The organism is Peribacillus sp. B2I2, from assembly GCF_041261685.1.
Lineage (GTDB): Bacteria > Bacillota > Bacilli > Bacillales > DSM-1321 > Peribacillus.
Genome location: NZ_JBGCCB010000001.1, coordinates 3,884,458 through 3,902,225, shown reverse-complemented (window position 1 = coordinate 3,902,225; position 17,768 = coordinate 3,884,458). Strand labels below are relative to the sequence as shown.

Sequence of the window (17,768 nt, the reverse complement as noted above, 5' to 3'; positions counted from 1 at the left end):
GAAAACAAGGAAGTGATAGCATGTTTGTCGATCAAACGAAAGTCTATATAAAAGGCGGAGACGGTGGTAACGGGATAGTTGCTTATCGTCGTGAGAAATTCATACCAAAAGGCGGACCTGCCGGCGGAGATGGCGGCAATGGAGCCAATGTCGTATTTGAAGTGGAAGAGGGCTTGCGTACGTTAATGGATTTCCGTTATCAACGTCACTTTAAGGCACCTCGCGGAGAACATGGCATGTCCAAAAACATGCATGGTGCGGCCGCAAAGGATATGGTCATCAAGGTTCCACCAGGCACGGTTGTCATTGATGAAAAGACGAAGGAAGTCATCGCTGATTTAGTTGAGCACGGGCAGCGCGCCATTATCGCTAAGGGCGGTCGCGGAGGCCGGGGGAATTCCCGTTTTGCTACACCAGCTAATCCTGCACCTGAAATCGCGGAGAACGGCGAACCGGGCCAAGAACGCGATATAATCATGGAATTGAAACTGTTGGCTGATGTCGGTTTGGTTGGTTTCCCAAGTGTAGGGAAATCCACTTTGCTTTCCGTCGTATCCGCAGCAAGACCTAAAATTGCCGAATATCATTTCACAACGATCGTCCCTAACCTCGGAATGGTGGAAACGGAAGATCACCGCAGCTTCGTCATGGCCGATTTACCGGGTCTGATTGAAGGTGCTTCAGAAGGAGTGGGCCTTGGACATCAATTCCTGCGTCATATTGAAAGAACGAGGGTAATCGTTCATGTAATCGATATGTCTGGTCTTGAAGGCAGGGATCCATATGAAGACTACCAAACAATCAATAAAGAGTTGGAAGAGTATAACCTGCGCTTGACTGAACGTCCGCAAATCATTGTGGCAAGTAAAATGGATATGCCGGACTCAGCAGATAATTTAGCGGCATTCAAAGAAAAGCTGGAAGAAGATTATCCTGTCTTCCCGATTTCTGCCGTAACGCGTGAAGGGATCCGTGAGCTTCTTTATGCAATTGCTGATAAAATCGAAGAAACGCCTGAGTTCCCTCTTGACCATGAAGAAGAGAATACTGGAATCCACCGGGTTCTTTATAAACATACATCACAGTCTGATGAATTTAATATTGAACGCGAATCCGATGGCAGCTTTGCTGTATCAGGATTCAAGATCGAGCGTTTATTCAAAATGACTGACTTCACCCGTGAAGAGTCCATACGTCGTTTCGCTAGACAGCTTCGTTCATTCGGAGTCGACGAAGGCCTTCGCCAAAGAGGTGCGACAAATGGCGATATCGTCCGTATCCTTGAATATGAATTTGAATTTGTTGATTGATTGGAGACCATGATGGCAGGCAAAAGGAGGCGTGCGGAGTTTGAATAAGTCCGATCAGAAATTTTTCCTCGTTCGAGAGGATGTCCTTCCCGAAGCGATGAAAAAAACGCTGGATGCAAAAGAAATGATTGAACGGGGAAAAGCAGAATCAGTTTGGGAAGCGGTACAGCGGGTGGACCTAAGCAGGAGTGCTTTTTACAAATACCGTGACACGGTTTTTCCGTTTCATACAGTTGTTAAGGAAAAGCTGATTACACTGTTCTTCTATCTCGAAGATCGTTCTGGTACTCTATCGGAGCTCTTACGGCTCGTCGCCTCATCCGGTTGCAACATCATGACTATCCACCAAACGATTCCCTTGCAGGGACGTGCCAATGTTACCTTATCCCTTAACACGGGTGGGATGACAATGGATATTAATGAACTGCTTACTAAACTGCGTAAAATGGAGTTCGTCGAAAAAGTCGAAATTATTGGTAACGGCGCATGAAAACGGCCTGTACATTTTAAATGTACAGGCTGTTTTTATTTGTAAGAGGAAGATTTAACGATTAAGTATTGTAAAAAATCAGAAAATGGCATAACATAAACATTAGATTTTCCGTGAAAAGGAGTTTATAACATGACATCAAAAATTGCATTTCTTGGACCAAAAGCAACGTTCACGGATTTAGCTGTTTCGCGACTATTTCCTAATGATATTAAAATACCCATGAACACGATTCCAGACTGCCTTGATGCTGTCCGGGACGGGGAAGTGAATCACACGCTCGTACCGATCGAGAATGCTTTGGAGGGATCGGTAAATATAACGATGGATTACTTAGTCCATGAAGTCCCATTACCGATAAAAGGGGAAGTGACGATTCCTATCCAACAGCATTATATGGTGCATCCGGATCATGCATATCCTGGTTTCAAACCGGACATGGTTTATTCGCATTCCCATGCCATCGCTCAATGCCGTAAATTCCTACATAATGAACTTAGGGGTATTCCGTATGAGTATGTCACATCCACAGCAGCCGCTGCGAAGATGGTGATGGAGAATCCCGATATCAATATTGCAGCGATTGCAAATGATATGGCTGCAGCGGAGTATGGTTTGACGATCGTAAAACAAAATATTCATGATTACGAACATAATCACACCAAGTTTATTGTCGTATCCAACAGTGAAGTCGACTATGAAGGGCATTTGACCGTTGAAGGGAACAAGAAAACGACCCTGATGATTCAGCTGCCTGCCGATCATTCAGGTCAGCTGCACCAAGTCCTTTCCGCTTTTTCCTGGAGGAAGCTAAATCTTTCCAAGATAGAATCAAGACCCATGAAAACAGGATTGGGCAATTACTTTTTCATCATCGACATTGAAATGGGCCTTGACGATGTTCTCATTCCAGGAGCGATCTCTGAGCTCGAGGCCCTTGGGTGTACGGTTTCGATCATGGGAAGCTATACATGCTTTAAAGTCCAAAATGGTGTGCCACAACGATGATTTCCCAGGAATAAAGAACGCTTAAAGCAGAGGTGGAAATTTTCCTTGGGTTCATAAAGTTGTCGTTTCCCCAAGTGATGAATGGTACAACCTCAGCTTTTTTTAACAATGTAAAAGGGAAATAATGAATAAGAAGGGTGTCCCGGAAGTATTTCCGGGGCATTTTTTTGTGAAGGTTTACGTTAAGGTTTGTATTTCCCTTCTGTACAAGTTCCTAAATTGGTTGGCTGTCATTTTATGAAAATATGGAAATAGGCAAGAAAGGAACAATGAAGGAATGAATTTAATTTTTTGGATTTTGAGGATGAGAAGTAAATAAACACCGTTCATGATGAACGCTTATACAATAGGTAAATCCCGGCAGGCTCCCTGTGGAAATAGGCATATGAATACATACCTTGATGACTAATTCAGTGGATGTACCCTAAGAAAAATATCGATTCAGAGAGAGGGTGGTGGTCAGCAGAGATGGATAGTCAATTCAAAGAAACTTTCGGTTCTTGGACTCAAGCGATAGGAACTGTCATTTCAGCTGTTGCGGGTACGCCATCCAATGTCTTGGGCGAAGAATTTCGTGAAAAGTTGGATTTGATTGGAAATGAACTTCAAGCAACAGGGAATGCCATATTGGCGGACGCAGAAGAAACCTGGTCACTGAATAAATTCGGTAATGTAATACAGGCGATCGGGAATTCGACGGTTATCTTAGGATTAGTCATTGATTTCGATGAAATAACGAAGCAGGAATTGATCATTAAAGGTAATCTGATTCAAGCGTTAGGCGGGGGTACCGCTGTGGCGGGGGCATTCGAAAATCCGGATGAACCGGAGCAGGCCTTCAATGTTACGGGAAATTTGTTGCAGGCGATTGGGAATTCGATGCAAGCGATAGGTGGAATTGCTGAACTTAAAGATAGCTGTCAGGATAAAGACCAAAAAGAACAAGATAAAGATGCAGACAAAGAGCAGAACATGAAAAACTATCAATATCCATATTTGGAAGAGAAGCCTTCGGATGCTGAATTAATACAAGTGATGGGAGGCTGGATACAGGCGGTCGGTTCCATCATTAGTCTTATAGGGCAATTGAGAAGTAACAATGAAGAAAACTCCGAGGATGGCAGCACCAATGAAAACAATTCCAATGGTGGAGGGAGCATATGATCATACATGCACTTTGGAGCCAATAAAAAAAACCCTCAAAAGATCTGGCTTTTGAGGATTTTTCGTTTATTCAATCGACCAAAATGCCGGCTTCCCTCAATGCACCCTCTGCTTCGTCAAGCAGTTCTTCGGATGAAGCGCTCAGTGTATGGAGATGAATGCCACTCGTTAGTTCCGATAAAAAAGATGCGTTCGTTTCCGTCACCCTAGAGAGAAATTGCTGGACTTCCTTACGGCTGCTGACCATGATGGAAGCAGTAAGGTCACCGTATACGGGGTGCTCGATTTTGACATCTTTCACCGTGATGCCGATATCCACGAGTAAATATAGCTCTTCTTGGGTCCGGGAAGGATCATGCTGGCAAGCAATGATCCTTTCCGGCTTTTGAGTGCTCCCCGATTGTAAGTACATATAGCCTTGGCTCGTGGCAATGATAGGTTCATTCCGCGCTTTCAGGAGAGTTATGTCACCAACGATAACCTGCCGGCTTACATTCGTTAATTGCGAAAGCTCGCTACCTGTTACTGGCTGCGCGCTCGTTTGCAATATATGTAAGAGTTTCGTCCGTCTTTCTTCCCCGAGTAATTTCTTTCTTTCCATAATCATTCACCTCTTTATTTACAAAACATTCTACCACAGAATGGAGGGTTTTATCGAATGCCAGCTATTCCTTCGATGCAGTCTGCCAACTTGTGAATGTCATCGGCCGTCGTATTTTTCCCAAAGGAAAAGCGGACGAATTGATGGGCTTCATCTTCGCTTTTCCCGATGGCCATCATGGTTTTTGAAGGATCCTGTTTACCGATTTGACAGGCGCTTCCAGTCGATACAGCGAATCCTTTCTGGTTTAATTCGAGCATGATGTACTGTCCTTGCAATCCAGCAAAGGTCAGCGCCAGAATGTGAGGCAATTGGTTTTTCGCTTCGATGATTTGGAAATCGACTTTCCTTACCGTGAGCTGCTCGATCAATTGCATCCTAAGCATGCAAATCCGTTTCCGTTCATCTTCCATGATATCCCCTAATTTCTTGGCAGCGGTTACGAAGGAAGCTATACCGGGGACGTCCACTGTCCCTGGGCGGAAACCATACTCATGAGTAATATTCGGTACCGGAGCCTTCAACTGATGGATGGCCGGGAAAAAGACGGCTCCAGTCCCTTTTGGACCATAAACTTTATGGCTGGAAACTGATAATCCATCACATAAGGCAGATATCTTCCCTAGCGGCAATTTAGCAAATGATTGGACACAATCCACTTGTAAAAAAGCCTGGTGTTTTCGAACGGCTTTACTTATTTGCTCAATGGGTTGAATGACCCCAATTTCTGAATTCACATGTTGGACAATGACCAAGCAAGTTTTCTCCGTCAGACATTCCTCCAGATGTTCAATATCAACGCTGCCATCTTCCAAATGCCGTAAATATGTAACATCGAAGCCTTCTTGTTCAAGCTTTGCGACAAAATTGGCAATGGATGCATGTTCAGTTCGACTAACGATCAAGTGGTTCTGCCAGGATGGTTTTGAAGCGATAAATGTATCTATGGCAAGCATATTGCTTTCTGATCCGCCGCTCGTAAAGATGATTCCTTCCTTTTTTATGTTCAGCATATCTGCGAGTTGCTGCCGTGACATATCCAATAAACGTGCCGCTTCAGAACCAATATCATGCAAACTGCTCGCATTCCCGAAAAACTTCCGGGATGCTTGGCTGAATACTTCGAGTGCCTCATCATCAATCGGCGTTGTAGCTGCATAATCCAAATAAATCAAGAAATCACTTCCATCCTTTAATCTTAAAAAACTCTTGATAATAGTTTAATAATATGTAAATATAGTTGTCAAGACACCTGTCATAAACAGGAGGAATGAAATAATGGTAAAAGCGGAAATCATCGTGATAGGCAGCGGGATTGCTGCCTTGAAAACGGCATTGGAAGCAAGTGAACATAAGCATGTGATACTCATCACAAAATCAGATATCCGTGATAGTAATTCCTATTTGGCTCAAGGCGGGATTGCTGCTGCAATATCTGATCGTGACACAGTATCCTTTCATAAAGAAGATACGCTGACGGCTGGACAGCGTTATAACAAGGTGAAGGTAGTGGAAAAACTCGTTGAAGAGGCCCCTTCGATCATAGCTGAACTTATTAGATCCGGTATGCAATTTGACCATGATCATGACGGCACTCTCATGCTTGGCATGGAGGGCGCCCACAGTGAAAGAAGAATCCTTCATAGTCACGGGGATGCTACCGGAAAGTATATCATGGAACATCTAATAGGGTGCTTGAAAAACTCATCGATCACTGTGATCGAGAATGTGGCTGCAGTTGAGTTGATCATCGGGGAAGATGATTCTTGCATAGGCATCAAAACTCTTGATAAGACAGGGGAGCTAGTAACCTATCATGCAGAACAAACGGTTTTGGCAACAGGCGGCTGTGGTTCCCTATACCATTTCACTTCAAATTCACAAACGGTTTCAGGGGATGGAATCGCACTTGCATTCAAGGCTGGGGCAAAAGTTCGTGACATGGAATTCATCCAGTTTCACCCTACACTGCTTTTTATAAATGGTAAAGCGGAAGGGCTGGTTTCAGAAGCTGTCCGCGGGGATGGTGCAAGATTAGTGACTGAAACGGGAACGCCGATCATGGATGATGTCCATAGCATGAAAGATTTAGCTCCAAGGCATATTGTGGCACAGACGATTTTTTCTTATTTACAGCGCGGTGAAAAGGTATTTTTGGATATTTCGATGATTAAGGATTTTAAAAACCGTTTTCCGACTGTTAGCTCATTATGTGAAAAAAGTGGGCTTGACCTTCAATTCGGGAAAATTCCTGTAGCACCTGGAAACCATTTTCTAATGGGGGGGATTGAAGTGGATGAATGGGGGCAAACCTCTGTACCCTCTTTGTATGCAGTTGGAGAAGTGGCATGCACAGGTGTACATGGGGCGAACCGGTTGGCAAGCAACTCCCTTCTCGAGGGGCTGGTTTTTGGCAATACGCTTGGTCAGCTGCTTGCTAACATGCCAGCAAGGTCGATACCGGAAGAAAAAGAGCTGTCCAAAAGTTCCTGTCAATTTTCCTTTTTACCTGATTTCACGACAATGCAGGAAAAATTAATGAGTGAAGCGGGAATCGTTCGAAATGAAGCGGGTTTAACGCGACTGAAGGATTATCTAGAGACATTTAATATCGAAGAATTGCTGCAAATGGAAGTAACTGCATTATCGATAAAAGAAATAACGAAAATCAATGCCATAATCGTGGCGTGGCTGATTGCCGAATCTGCATTGACCAGAACGGAAAGCAGGGGCGGTCATTTCCGCAGTGACTATCCAAGCGAAGATGACTCCCAATGGCTTGAAAATTCGGTTATCCTTGCTCGCACGGATGTGAAAAATCGAGTGAAAGGGAGACGACTATATGAATATATTGAAGCTTAAGCAGATGCTGCAACAATTTTTAATGGAAGATATAGGTGAATGTGATGTAACGAGTGATACGATTTTTGATCAAGGAGAACAAGGGACATTGACATTCATCGCAAAAGAAGGCGGGGTCTTTAGTGGAGGTGACGTCATCAAGACGGGTTTTGCATTGTTGGATGAACAAATCGAGGTTTACCTTTTTGTTCAAGATGGCGAATTTTTTGCAGAAGGACAGCAGCTTGCAAAAATGACCGGCGATATGGCCTCTCTTTTAAAAGGGGAACGGGTGGTTTTGAATTTAGTGCAGCGTATGTCCGGCATTGCGACACAGGCTCATAAAGCTACCATGATTTTAGCGGGTACGAAGACGAGAGCTTGTGATACGAGGAAAACCACTCCGGGCCTGCGGATGCTTGAAAAATATGCGGTCCGTTCCGGCGGTGCATTCAATCATCGATATGGTCTGTATGATGCCGTGATGATAAAGGACAACCATATTTCTTTCGCTGGGTCCATAACGAAAGCGGTTCAAACGGTAAAATCCAAGCTGGGACATACCACTAAAGTGGAAGTGGAAACGGAAACAATCGAACAGGTGCTTGAAGCAGTGGAAGCCGGTGCCGATATCATCATGTTCGATAACCGGAGCCCCGAAGAAATTAAGCAAATGGTCAAATTGGTTCCTGCCCACATCACAACTGAAGCTTCCGGAGGAATCCATTTAGGCAATCTAGCTTCATATCGGGAAACAGGGGTTGATTATATATCGCTGGGCAGCCTGACACACAGTGTCAAGGCACTTGATATTAGCGCAAAGGTCAAAGAACGTGAGGGGATAATGAAATGAACATATTGGAGATGGCTAGCACAGCAGGAAATGTATTGCCTGAAAAGTATAAAACGATGAAAAAGGAAGATATGGAGAATCGGGTCCATGACATTAAGAAACGGTTGGGGAACCGTCTTTATATCCCAGGTCATCATTATCAACGGGAGGAAGTCATTCAATTTTCGGATGTAACGGGAGATTCACTTCAATTGGCCCAACTTTCCGCGCAAAATCGCGAAGCGGATTATATCGTGTTTTGTGGTGTGCATTTCATGGCTGAAACAGCAGATATTTTGACAGAGGAAAGGCAGACCGTTATCCTTCCTGACATGCGTGCAGGCTGTTCCATGGCAGATATGGCGGATATTGAACAAACGGAACGGGCCTGGACAAAGCTTCAGGATTTATTTGGCGATACGATCCTTCCGCTAACTTATGTTAATTCGACTGCGGCCATCAAAGCATTTGTAGGAAAAAATGGCGGAGCGACGGTGACTTCTTCAAATGCACAAGGGATGGTCTCGTGGGCCCTCTCGCAAAAAGAACGGATCCTTTTTCTTCCCGATCAGCATCTTGGGAGGAATACAGCCTTTGACCTTGGCATTCCTTTGAATGAAATGGCTGTCTGGGATCCTCATAAAGACGAATTGATTTATGAAGGGGAACTCGAAGATCTGAAGGTACTTCTTTGGAAAGGTCATTGTTCGGTGCATGAAAATTTCACTACGGCCAATATTGAAACGCTTCGGACGGAGCAGCCCGAAATGAATATCATCGTCCATCCCGAATGTCGCCGTGAGGTAGTCGCCGAGTCAGATTATGCGGGTTCGACATCGTACATCATAAATATGATCGAAAAGGCTGAACCAGGTAGTTCTTGGGCAATCGGCACGGAAATGAACCTTGTCAAACGACTTATCGACAATAATCCTGACAAGAACATCATCTCGTTAAATCCTAATATGTGTCCATGTCTTACGATGAACCGGATTGACCTGCCACATCTGCTTTGGGCGCTTGAATCAATTGAAGAAGGTATAATCATTAATCCGATAAAAGTGGAGAAGAGCATTGCGGATAATGCCATCCTAGCTTTAAACAGAATGCTGGAACGCGTTTGAGTTAGTCTTATTAATGTTATGGACCCAAGAAAAAAGAGGGGGCAGGAGCCACATTGAGTTTGTCGATCTAATGGGGAATGGAATGGTCTCATCCCCAATCCCTTTCACGATTTTATCAAGGGAGTTATTGCCATGATTTTAAAACAAGACCCTAGTTATCCTCATGTATTTTTACTGTTTTATATAACTGAAAACTCACTGGATTTTGAAAGTAACTGCCATTTATAAAAAAAAAGCTGCAAGCAAACTCGCTTTTCTTCGAATTTGTCTACAGTCTGAAAGGGGGCCAAGACCCCCTATTTCTTATGTAATCGAAACATGTGTGAACTTTTAAAGATTACTCGCTTTAAAAGTATTGCCTTCATTCATATCACCGGATTTAAATCCTTTATTGAACCACCGTTTCCTCTGTTCGGAGGTACCATGCGTAAAGCTGTCTGGAACCACGTACCCTTGTGCCTTTTTTTGGATACGGTCATCTCCCACACCACTTGCTGCATTCATGGCCTCCTCAAGATCGCCTTCTTCAAGCAAATTCTCTCCCTGGACATGATGTGCCCAAACTCCAGCCAAATAATCGGCCTGTAATTCTAGGCGGACAGAATACTTATTATATTCGGTCTCGCTGACCTTTGAACGATCGGGCATTGCCTTTTCCGTTGTCCCTAAAAGTGTCTGAACGTGATGTCCGACTTCGTGGGCAATGACATAGGCCATGGCGAAATCCCCGGGTGCCTGGAATTCTTGCTTCAACTCTTGATAAAAGCTGAGATCTATATATAGTTTCATGTCACCTGGACAATAAAATGGCCCAACGGATGAACCTGCCAACCCGCATGCCGATTCAACACTTCCTGAGTATAGGACAAGTTTCGGTTCCTTATACTCCAAGCCATTTTTACGGAATTCATCTGTCCAGACCTGCTCTGTATCTGCAAGGACGACAGATACGAACTGCGCAAGTTCCTTCTCTTCATCGGTTTCCACATAATTACTGCCGTTTTCCGAATCAGTGGAGTTCAAGCTGCCTAGCAATTCGCTGGGATTACCGCCAAGGAGCGTCACGATCAAGATGATTACCAATCCAACCCCTCCACCGATCCCAGCCATACCCTTGCCGCTCATGCCTCTTTTGTCCTCGACATTCGAGCTGCCTTGCCTTCCTTTCCATTTCATTATTATTCCTCCCAGAATGTAAGATAAGTGCCTGAAGACAAAGCCTTAGGTCATTTACTTTCTTATACCCGGATTTCCATGAGTTTAGACAGGAGCTTGAAAGAAGCGTTTCATTCATCATGGCTTCCTAACCTAAAAAACCACTGTCTCCTTTTCTTGAGAAGTATGCAATGGTTCATTTTTAATTATATATTCTTACTCGATCAATAAACCCGAATGGGGTCCAAAGTGGTGGTTCTGAGATGTCATATCGAATATTTCCTCTCCAAAATAACACCTTTCATGTCCATAAATCATTGATCCAATCATAAAATCCCTTTTTCAAGCATAAGTTTTCATGATAAAAATAATAGCAATTCACCCACTGCATCATAGAATATATGGACATATGCACAGGAGGGGTTAACAGCGTGAAAATTCATATAGTCCAAAAAGGCGATACACTTTGGAAACTCGCCAAAAAATACGGCGTCAGTTTTGAAGAACTTAAAAAAGTTAACGCGCAATTGAGTAACCCGGACATGATGATGCCCGGAATGAAAATTAAAATACCAGGGACATCCGGAGCTGTAATAAAAGAAACGGCTACACCAAACGTGAATATTCAACCGGGAATGAAAGAATCCCAAGTTCAACCGTATCAGGTTCAGCCTGCACTTATGAAAGAGCAGCCAATCATGCAAAAACAGCCGGTCAAAGAACAGCCGGTCAAAGAGCAGCCGAAATTTCAGCAGCCAGTAAAAGAGCAGCCGAAATTTCAGCAGCCAGTGAAAGAGCAGCCGAAATTTCAGCAGCCAGTGAAAGAGCAGCCAAAATTTCAGCAGCCAGTGAAAGAGCAGCCGAAATTTCAACAGCCAGTTAAGAAAGAACAGCAAATCGTTCAGCCAAAGCCAATAAAAGAAAAGGAAATGATCGTTCCAAAAGAAGTACCGGTACCCATGCCGGTGATTCCGGAAGTTGATATCAATAATTATTATATGGTCAACATGACCAATATGAGTGTGCAAAAGCCGCCTGCACCGCCACCTTTACCAAAGAAAAAGGAAGAGCCGGCAGTCACTAAAAAGAAGAAGAAAAAGCCAGCTGTTCAGCCAGTTCAGGAAGAGCCAGTGGATGATTGTATTCCAGTAACGCCAATCATGCCTGGAAGCGGTTATTGTATTCAGCCGCCACCATGGGCGCATATGCACATGCAAGGGATGCAAGCCCCATATCAAGACGCTCAAGGGTATCAGGCGGCTCAGGAAACACAAGGTTATCACATGATGGAAGAAAGCTCTGATATTTGGGATGAGTCTCCTGACATGCAAATGATGGGTCAAGGATTCGTTCAAGGGGCAAGTATGAATCCACCAAGCCAGCAACATTATCCATATCAAGCCTCAGCACCCGTTCCGCACCATTTTTATGGGGGAATGAATCAACAGGCTCAAGTAGCAGGTTCATATATGCAACAAGATTATGAGTCACCAGCAGAATCGCCATCTTCAAACAATCACAATAACTACCCTCAGCAGTATGCCCAGACTGCCGATGAAGAAGATTGCGGTTGTAATAAGGGGCTACTTGGAACCTACGGGCCGGAAGTGAAGGGGCAGTTTCAAGCAAACAAAAAAATGGATTCCAATCCAAAACATCATCCAGATTATCACCAATATCAATCCGTACAATCACAGCAACAACATCAAGGGCAATATCAATATGATACAGAGTCAGTAGAATCGCCTCAAGCGCAACCATATGAAGGGTTCATGATGATGGACGGTCAAAACGGAGGCCAGCCGGGCATGATGATGGGCGGCCAAAACGGAGGTCCTCCAGGCATGATGATGGGCGGTCAAAATGGAGGTCAACCGGACATGATGGGCGGTCAAAACGGAGGTCCTCCAGGCATGATGATGGGCGGCCAAAACGGAGGTCCTCCAGGCATGATGATGGGCGGTCAAAATGGAGGCCAGCCGGGCATGATGATGGGCGGTCAAAACGGAGGCCCTCCAGGTATGATGATGGGCGGTCAAAACGGAGGCCCTCCAGGTATGATGATGGGCGGTCAAAATGGAGGCCAGCCGGGCATGATGATGGGCGGTCAAAACGGAGGCCCTCCAGGTATGATGATGGGCGGTCAAAACGGAGGCCCTCCAGGTATGATGATGGGCGGTCAAAACGGAGGTCCTCCAGGCATGATGATGGGCGATCAAAACGGAGGCCAGCCGGGCATGATGGGCGGCCAAAACGGAGGTCCTCCAGGCATGATGATGGGCGGCCAAAACGGAGGTCCTCCAGGCATGATGATGGGCGGTCAAAACGGAGGTCCTCCAGGCATGATGATGGGCGGTCAAAACGGAGGTCCTCCAGGCATGATGATGGGCGGCCAAAACGGAGGTCCTCCAGGCATGATGATGGGCGGTCAAAATGGAGGCCCTCCAGGTATGATGAATGGCGGCCAAAATGGAGGTCAACCGGACATGATGGGCGGTCAAAACGGAGGTCCTCCAGGCATGATGATGGGCGGTCAAAACGGAGGTCCTCCAGGCATGATGATGGACGGCCAAAACGGAGGTCCTCCAGGCATGATGATGGGCGGTCAAAATGGAGGTCAACCGGGGATGATGAATGGCGGCCAAAATGGAGGTCAACCGGACATGATGGGCGGTCAAAACGGAGGTCCTCCAGGCATGATGATGGGCGGCCAAAATGGAGGCCCTCCAGGCATGATGATGGGCGGCCAAAATGGAGGTCCTCCAGACATAAAGGAGAGTCAAATAGGAGGTCTACCAGGCATGATGGGCAGTCAAAACGGAAGTCAGCGGAGCATGATGCCGGGACAGTTTGGCGGTCACCCGGAAGCTATGTTACCTGGACAAATGGGAGGCCAGCCAGGCCAATTCGGGGGCGTTCGTGCGCCTGAAACATTTGAGATACCGACATATGTAGATGAAAGCGATGACTACTAATTATCAAGGAGACAGTGTTTTTAACACTCGTCTCCTCTCTTATTTAAATCGTAAGCCAAAGAATGTCCAACATCTTCAAAGTAGTGTCTATTTAATAACTTTTGATAAGGGCCACCCAATAATCCTTAAAGGATTCGACAGTTTTGAAAAATGGGATCGGCAAAGAGAATTGACTACTTTGTTAAAACAAAAGGGATTCCATCAAACTTATTATATTCATCAGAATTTAATGCCCTTTCAATTTAAAGGGAAATGGTATGGCAGCATGGACTATTTTCAGCCGAATAAGAAAAAATTTCGATTTTCCAATCATAAAGACCGGTTGGAGGGGATTCAGTTACTGGAAAGCTTCCATGATGTGTCGGAACACCTCTCCATTAACGCACCTGTTTTCAATCAATTAAAAAAATGGAAAGAGCGTTTATCACTATTTAAAAAGAACTTTTCTTATGTTCGCCAATATGTTTCCGAAGATACAATCAAAGAATGGATTAGATGGGGTGAGTGGGCACTAGAGGGTTTTGAAAAAAATCAATCTTTATGGAATGAAGAAAAGAAAGTCATCATCCATGGTGATTGTGCCCACCATAATTTCTTGAGGAGAGCAGACGGAACATTGACCTTAATCGATTTTGACCTAATGGCAAGTGCTCCAAGGTGCATTGATTATTTACAGTATGCGAATCGAATTTCGCATCATTTGGAAGATGCAGCCACTACGCTGTGGGAAGTGCCGCAATTGCAAAGGTATCAGTCAGACCTGGCCTTTTTATATGCTTTAACTTATCCAACGGATATTTTCCGTGAATGGAATCGCCTTAATAAAAGTTCTTCCCAGCTTCATTCGGTCTGGAAAATGACTGTGGAAGGTTTTTCGGAGCGGATGCAGATGAATGAAAAATTGGAGAAAAAGATTTCTTCCCTAAATAGGAAATAAAACGGGCTTTTGGCCGTAACTTACAGAGTACATTTCCCGTTCGACACCCATGCTAATTATGAGCGGAATATAGCTCATTCTATCGCAATGGGAGGGTTATTGGTGCAGAAAATAAAATGGGCACTGCCGCTTTACACGGTATTAGCCGCCGTCAGTTTGGTTGGATGTGCTAATAATGATACAGCGGAGAACGAAAATATCACGAATGATACAGGGTACCATTCAACTGAAAAAGATGTATTGGTACGAAACATCAATTATCGGAATATGGCCCAAGGTCTATACGATAAAGATGATGCATACAGTGAACGTGACCGTAATTACCATGGCCATGAAAGTAAACCGCTTAGGGCACGATCATCTTATTATAATTCTTATGAAGGCACTTTAGCTGACAAAGTTAATGGGGTCGCCAATGAAGTGGGGTCGGTCGCCGATGCCAGGACAATCATCATGAAAGACGAAATGCTGGTTGCCTTGCTGCTTGACGACTACAGTCAAGCAAAAGGTGTCAAAGAAAGGATCAAGAAGGAAATCGGCCCCCTTTCTAATGGCCGGACCATACATGTCACCACCGATGAAGGTGTCTATTTCAGGACGATGACACTTGATAACAATCTTCGTGATGGCGATACGAGGGAAATGGTCATTCAGGATGCCAATGACATGTTCGATAACCTTAACATTCACGAAGACCACTTAAAGTAATTCGTGAGCTGACCCGATCAGGAGTCAGCTCTTTTTGATTTTTTTCTGGTTAATAATCCTTATTTGGGGTCAAACTATTTAAAAAGTAAACGCCTTAAGAGGTGAGTAAATTGACTAATCAACTAAGAATCCAATTTTTCATGATCCTATTCATATTGCCATTTTGCTTAACCGTTTTTGCTGAAGAACCAGTTCAAAAGGAAAATGAACCAATTGAAAGGAAGGTCATCCTTCAGCGTATGTATCTGGATGGCGAGTTAAGTGAGGAGAAATTGACAGAAAAAATTTGGTCGATGGAAGACTTTTGGTCAAAATATCAAGGATGGAAAGTAGTCGATCAAAATGAAGAGCAGATTGTCCTTAAGAAAATAGAAAATGACATATCTCCGCTTTTAAAAGCGAATGGATACCTTGGGATGAGGGAAGATGGTACGTTATCCATTTTTATAGGAAGGCCGGAGCACGCCAAAATCATTCATACTTTCTACCAAATAGACGTTGGTAAACTTGAAGTATACAAGCAGGAGGAACTGCAAAAAGGGATACCGATCATGAATAAAGACCAATATAAACAGCTCATTAAAGAATATGAGCCATATTCGGTAAATTAGGATGGGATGACACCCATCCTCTTTTGTTTTTCAACAGAATACCATAAACGTCAAATGCAATGAAACGTGATATCGTCCATCGGAAAAGTCTTTGCCGATTACTAAATAACTTTTAATGAACAACGCTCCCTTTTTATGATAAAATGAGAGGTACAGCAAAATCAGGGAGAGAATTAATTTGTATGATTATATAAAAGGCAAGGTCGATTATATTGGACCTGAATACATAGTTGTGGAAAATGGGGGGATCGGATATCAAGTGATGACACCGAATCCTTTTATTTTTTCCGCTCAATACCAGAAAGAGATCCAAGTTTTTTTGTATCATTATGTGCGTGAGGATATGGCTGCATTTTACGGTTTCCAGACTCGTCAAGAAAAGGCATTATTCACAAAACTATTGAATGTAACCGGAATCGGGCCGAAGGGTGCACTAGCCATATTAGCATCAGGACAGGTTGATCAGGTGGTGCAGGCAATCGAAAATGAAGATGAGTCGTTCTTGGTGAAATTCCCGGGAGTCGGTAAGAAAACGGCACGGCAAATGATTCTCGATCTAAAAGGAAAACTTGAGAACATTATTCCGGATGCTTTTCCAAGCTTGTTTAACGAAGGCGTCACGGCTGCACTCAGTCCAAATGGTTATTCGGAGGAATTGGATGAAGCCATTCTTGCCTTGAAGGCTCTTGGTTATTCTGAAAAGGAAATCCAAAAGGTTGCTAAGAAATTGCAGACGGAAGATATGACGACCGAGCAATATATTAAGAAAGCATTGCAAATGATGTTAAGATAAGGAGTGGCGCAATGGAGGAGAGAATATTCAATCAGGAAGCCGATTTGAACGAACTATCCTTTGAACAAAGCCTGCGGCCCCAAAACTTAAAGCAATATATTGGACAGGATAAAGTTAAAGCGAATTTGAGTGTATACATTGAAGCGGCAAGGATGCGTGAAGAAACGCTCGATCATGTACTATTATATGGACCACCCGGTCTTGGAAAGACGACGCTTGCCGTCATCATCGCCAATGAAATGGGTGTCAATATCCGCACGACTTCCGGTCCCGCCATTGAGCGGCCGGGGGATCTGGCGGCCATTTTGAGTGCACTTGAACCTGGTGATGTATTATTCATTGATGAGATTCACCGTCTTCCTCGTGTTGTCGAAGAAGTGCTATATCCGGCTATGGAAGACTTCTGTCTGGATATTGTAGTCGGTAAGGGACCGGAAGCCCGTTCGATCAGAATCGACTTGCCGCCGTTCACCCTCGTGGGGGCCACGACACGTGCAGGCTCACTGTCTGCACCGCTCAGGGACCGTTTTGGCGTTTTGAGCCGTCTTGAATATTATACGGAAAACCATTTGACTGATATCATCATCCGTACATCAAGAATCATGGATACGGAAATGGATGATCAAGCAGCTAGCGAACTTGCTAGAAGGTCAAGGGGCACCCCGAGAATTGCTAATCGGCTATTACGGAGGGTCAGGGATTTCGCCCAGGTACGCGGTGATGGTACGATAACGGCCGAGCTTGCCGATTATGCGCTTGAATTAATGCAGGTCGACCGTTTAGGACTCGATCATATTGACCATAAATTACTTAAAGGGATCATTGAAAAATTCCGTGGTGGACCCGTGGGTCTGGAAACGATTGCTGCAACGATTGGCGAAGAGGCACATACGATCGAAGATGTGTATGAACCATATCTGTTACAAGTCGGTTTTCTTCAGCGTACCCCTAGAGGCCGGATGGCAACACAGCTGGTTTATGAGCATTTCGGCATGGAGATGCCCGAATGATGAATATACCAAAAATGGTTATGGTGCTTGGTGTGATTATATTCGTGATTGGTTTTGCGATGAAATACATTCATCTCGGCAAGCTGCCGGGAGATATTTTGCTGAAAAAGGGGAATACGACGTTTTACTTTCCTATCGTCACATCAATCATCGTCAGTGTTGTGTTGTCCGCCATTTTTTATTTGATTGGCCGTTTTAAATAAATATTA

At 44.3% G+C, this 17,768-nt stretch carries 18 protein-coding genes; 14 read left to right on the top strand and 4 right to left on the bottom strand.

Annotated elements, in window-relative coordinates; translation table 11 throughout:
* The first annotated feature begins 20 nt into the window (after window positions 1-20).
* The 4 genes from obgE (at window position 21) to ABIE66_RS19270 (ending at window position 3,972) form a co-directional block, all read left to right on the top strand.
* A complete protein-coding gene (gene obgE, locus ABIE66_RS19285) occupies window positions 21-1,310 on the top strand; it encodes a GTPase ObgE (RefSeq protein ID WP_289325910.1) in 1,290 nt (429 codons plus the stop codon).
* Window positions 1,311-1,350: 40 nt separating this feature from the next.
* Entirely contained in the window at window positions 1,351-1,800 is a 450-nt protein-coding gene (locus tag ABIE66_RS19280; protein WP_034308837.1) for an ACT domain-containing protein, read from the top strand.
* Between the two features lie 132 nt (window positions 1,801-1,932).
* Window positions 1,933-2,808, top strand: coding sequence for a prephenate dehydratase (gene pheA / locus ABIE66_RS19275; protein ID WP_289315488.1), 876 nt, complete (start codon window positions 1,933-1,935; stop codon window positions 2,806-2,808).
* A 468-nt stretch (window positions 2,809-3,276) separates the two neighbouring features.
* Window positions 3,277-3,972 (top strand): DUF6944 family repetitive protein, encoded by a 696-nt coding sequence (locus tag ABIE66_RS19270; protein WP_370015975.1) that lies wholly within the window; start codon window positions 3,277-3,279, stop codon window positions 3,970-3,972.
* 70 nt (window positions 3,973-4,042) lie between these two features.
* On the opposite strand, the gene ABIE66_RS19265 is transcribed toward ABIE66_RS19270, so the two are convergent.
* From ABIE66_RS19265 to ABIE66_RS19255, 3 genes are read right to left on the bottom strand one after another with little or no spacing between them, the layout of a single operon-like run.
* Window positions 4,043-4,519 carry a transcription repressor NadR gene (locus ABIE66_RS19265; RefSeq protein ID WP_370015974.1) on the bottom strand — a complete coding sequence of 159 codons (477 nt, stop codon included), beginning with the start codon at window positions 4,517-4,519 and terminating at the stop codon, window positions 4,043-4,045.
* Window positions 4,488-4,583 (bottom strand): hypothetical protein, encoded by a 96-nt coding sequence (locus ABIE66_RS19260; protein ID WP_370017086.1) that lies wholly within the window; start codon window positions 4,581-4,583, stop codon window positions 4,488-4,490. The genes ABIE66_RS19265 and ABIE66_RS19260 overlap by 32 nt, the downstream gene beginning before the upstream one ends.
* Window positions 4,584-4,623: 40 nt before the next feature.
* Window positions 4,624-5,748 (bottom strand): IscS subfamily cysteine desulfurase, encoded by a 1,125-nt coding sequence (locus tag ABIE66_RS19255; protein ID WP_370015973.1) that lies wholly within the window; start codon window positions 5,746-5,748, stop codon window positions 4,624-4,626.
* Between the two features lie 103 nt (window positions 5,749-5,851).
* Here ABIE66_RS19255 and nadB point away from each other — a divergent pair, with 103 nt between their 5' ends.
* Genes nadB through nadA form a run of 3 tightly spaced genes read left to right on the top strand, consistent with a single transcriptional unit; the run spans window position 5,852 to window position 9,370 of the window.
* Entirely contained in the window at window positions 5,852-7,435 is a 1,584-nt protein-coding gene (gene nadB / locus ABIE66_RS19250; protein WP_370015972.1) for an L-aspartate oxidase, read from the top strand.
* The gene (gene nadC / locus ABIE66_RS19245; RefSeq protein WP_370015971.1) at window positions 7,416-8,267 is read left to right on the top strand and encodes a carboxylating nicotinate-nucleotide diphosphorylase; all 852 of its coding nucleotides are present in this window, start codon (window positions 7,416-7,418) and stop codon (window positions 8,265-8,267) included. Before nadB ends, nadC begins: the two co-directional genes overlap by 20 nt.
* Window positions 8,264-9,370: a quinolinate synthase NadA gene (gene nadA / locus ABIE66_RS19240; protein WP_370015970.1), complete on the top strand. Its 1,107-nt coding sequence runs from the start codon at window positions 8,264-8,266 to the stop codon at window positions 9,368-9,370. The genes nadC and nadA overlap by 4 nt, the downstream gene beginning before the upstream one ends.
* A 330-nt stretch (window positions 9,371-9,700) precedes the next feature.
* On the opposite strand, the gene ypfJ is transcribed toward nadA, so the two are convergent.
* The gene (gene ypfJ, locus ABIE66_RS19235) at window positions 9,701-10,546 is read right to left on the bottom strand and encodes a KPN_02809 family neutral zinc metallopeptidase (RefSeq protein WP_370015969.1); all 846 of its coding nucleotides are present in this window, start codon (window positions 10,544-10,546) and stop codon (window positions 9,701-9,703) included.
* Window positions 10,547-10,956: 410 nt separating this feature from the next.
* Here ypfJ and safA point away from each other — a divergent pair, with 410 nt between their 5' ends.
* From safA to ABIE66_RS19200, 7 genes are all read left to right on the top strand, one after another.
* Window positions 10,957-13,500, top strand: a complete 2,544-nt coding sequence (safA, locus tag ABIE66_RS19230) for a SafA/ExsA family spore coat assembly protein (RefSeq protein ID WP_370015968.1) — start codon at window positions 10,957-10,959, stop codon at window positions 13,498-13,500.
* Between the two features lie 178 nt (window positions 13,501-13,678).
* A complete protein-coding gene (locus ABIE66_RS19225; RefSeq protein ID WP_370015967.1) occupies window positions 13,679-14,437 on the top strand; it encodes a phosphotransferase in 759 nt (252 codons plus the stop codon).
* 102 nt (window positions 14,438-14,539) lie between these two features.
* Window positions 14,540-15,145, top strand: coding sequence for a YhcN/YlaJ family sporulation lipoprotein (locus ABIE66_RS19220; protein ID WP_370015966.1), 606 nt, complete (start codon window positions 14,540-14,542; stop codon window positions 15,143-15,145).
* 101 nt (window positions 15,146-15,246) lie between these two features.
* The gene (locus ABIE66_RS19215) at window positions 15,247-15,756 is read left to right on the top strand and encodes an intercompartmental signaling factor BofC (RefSeq protein WP_289315498.1); all 510 of its coding nucleotides are present in this window, start codon (window positions 15,247-15,249) and stop codon (window positions 15,754-15,756) included.
* 178 nt (window positions 15,757-15,934) lie between these two features.
* Window positions 15,935-16,549 (top strand): Holliday junction branch migration protein RuvA, encoded by a 615-nt coding sequence (ruvA, locus tag ABIE66_RS19210; RefSeq protein WP_289325897.1) that lies wholly within the window; start codon window positions 15,935-15,937, stop codon window positions 16,547-16,549.
* A gap of 11 nt (window positions 16,550-16,560) precedes the next feature.
* Window positions 16,561-17,559: a Holliday junction branch migration DNA helicase RuvB gene (ruvB, locus tag ABIE66_RS19205; RefSeq protein ID WP_289315500.1), complete on the top strand. Its 999-nt coding sequence runs from the start codon at window positions 16,561-16,563 to the stop codon at window positions 17,557-17,559.
* Entirely contained in the window at window positions 17,556-17,762 is a 207-nt protein-coding gene (locus ABIE66_RS19200) for a DUF2905 domain-containing protein (RefSeq protein ID WP_370015965.1), read from the top strand. The genes ruvB and ABIE66_RS19200 overlap by 4 nt, the downstream gene beginning before the upstream one ends.
* The last annotated feature ends 6 nt before the right edge of the window (window positions 17,763-17,768 follow it).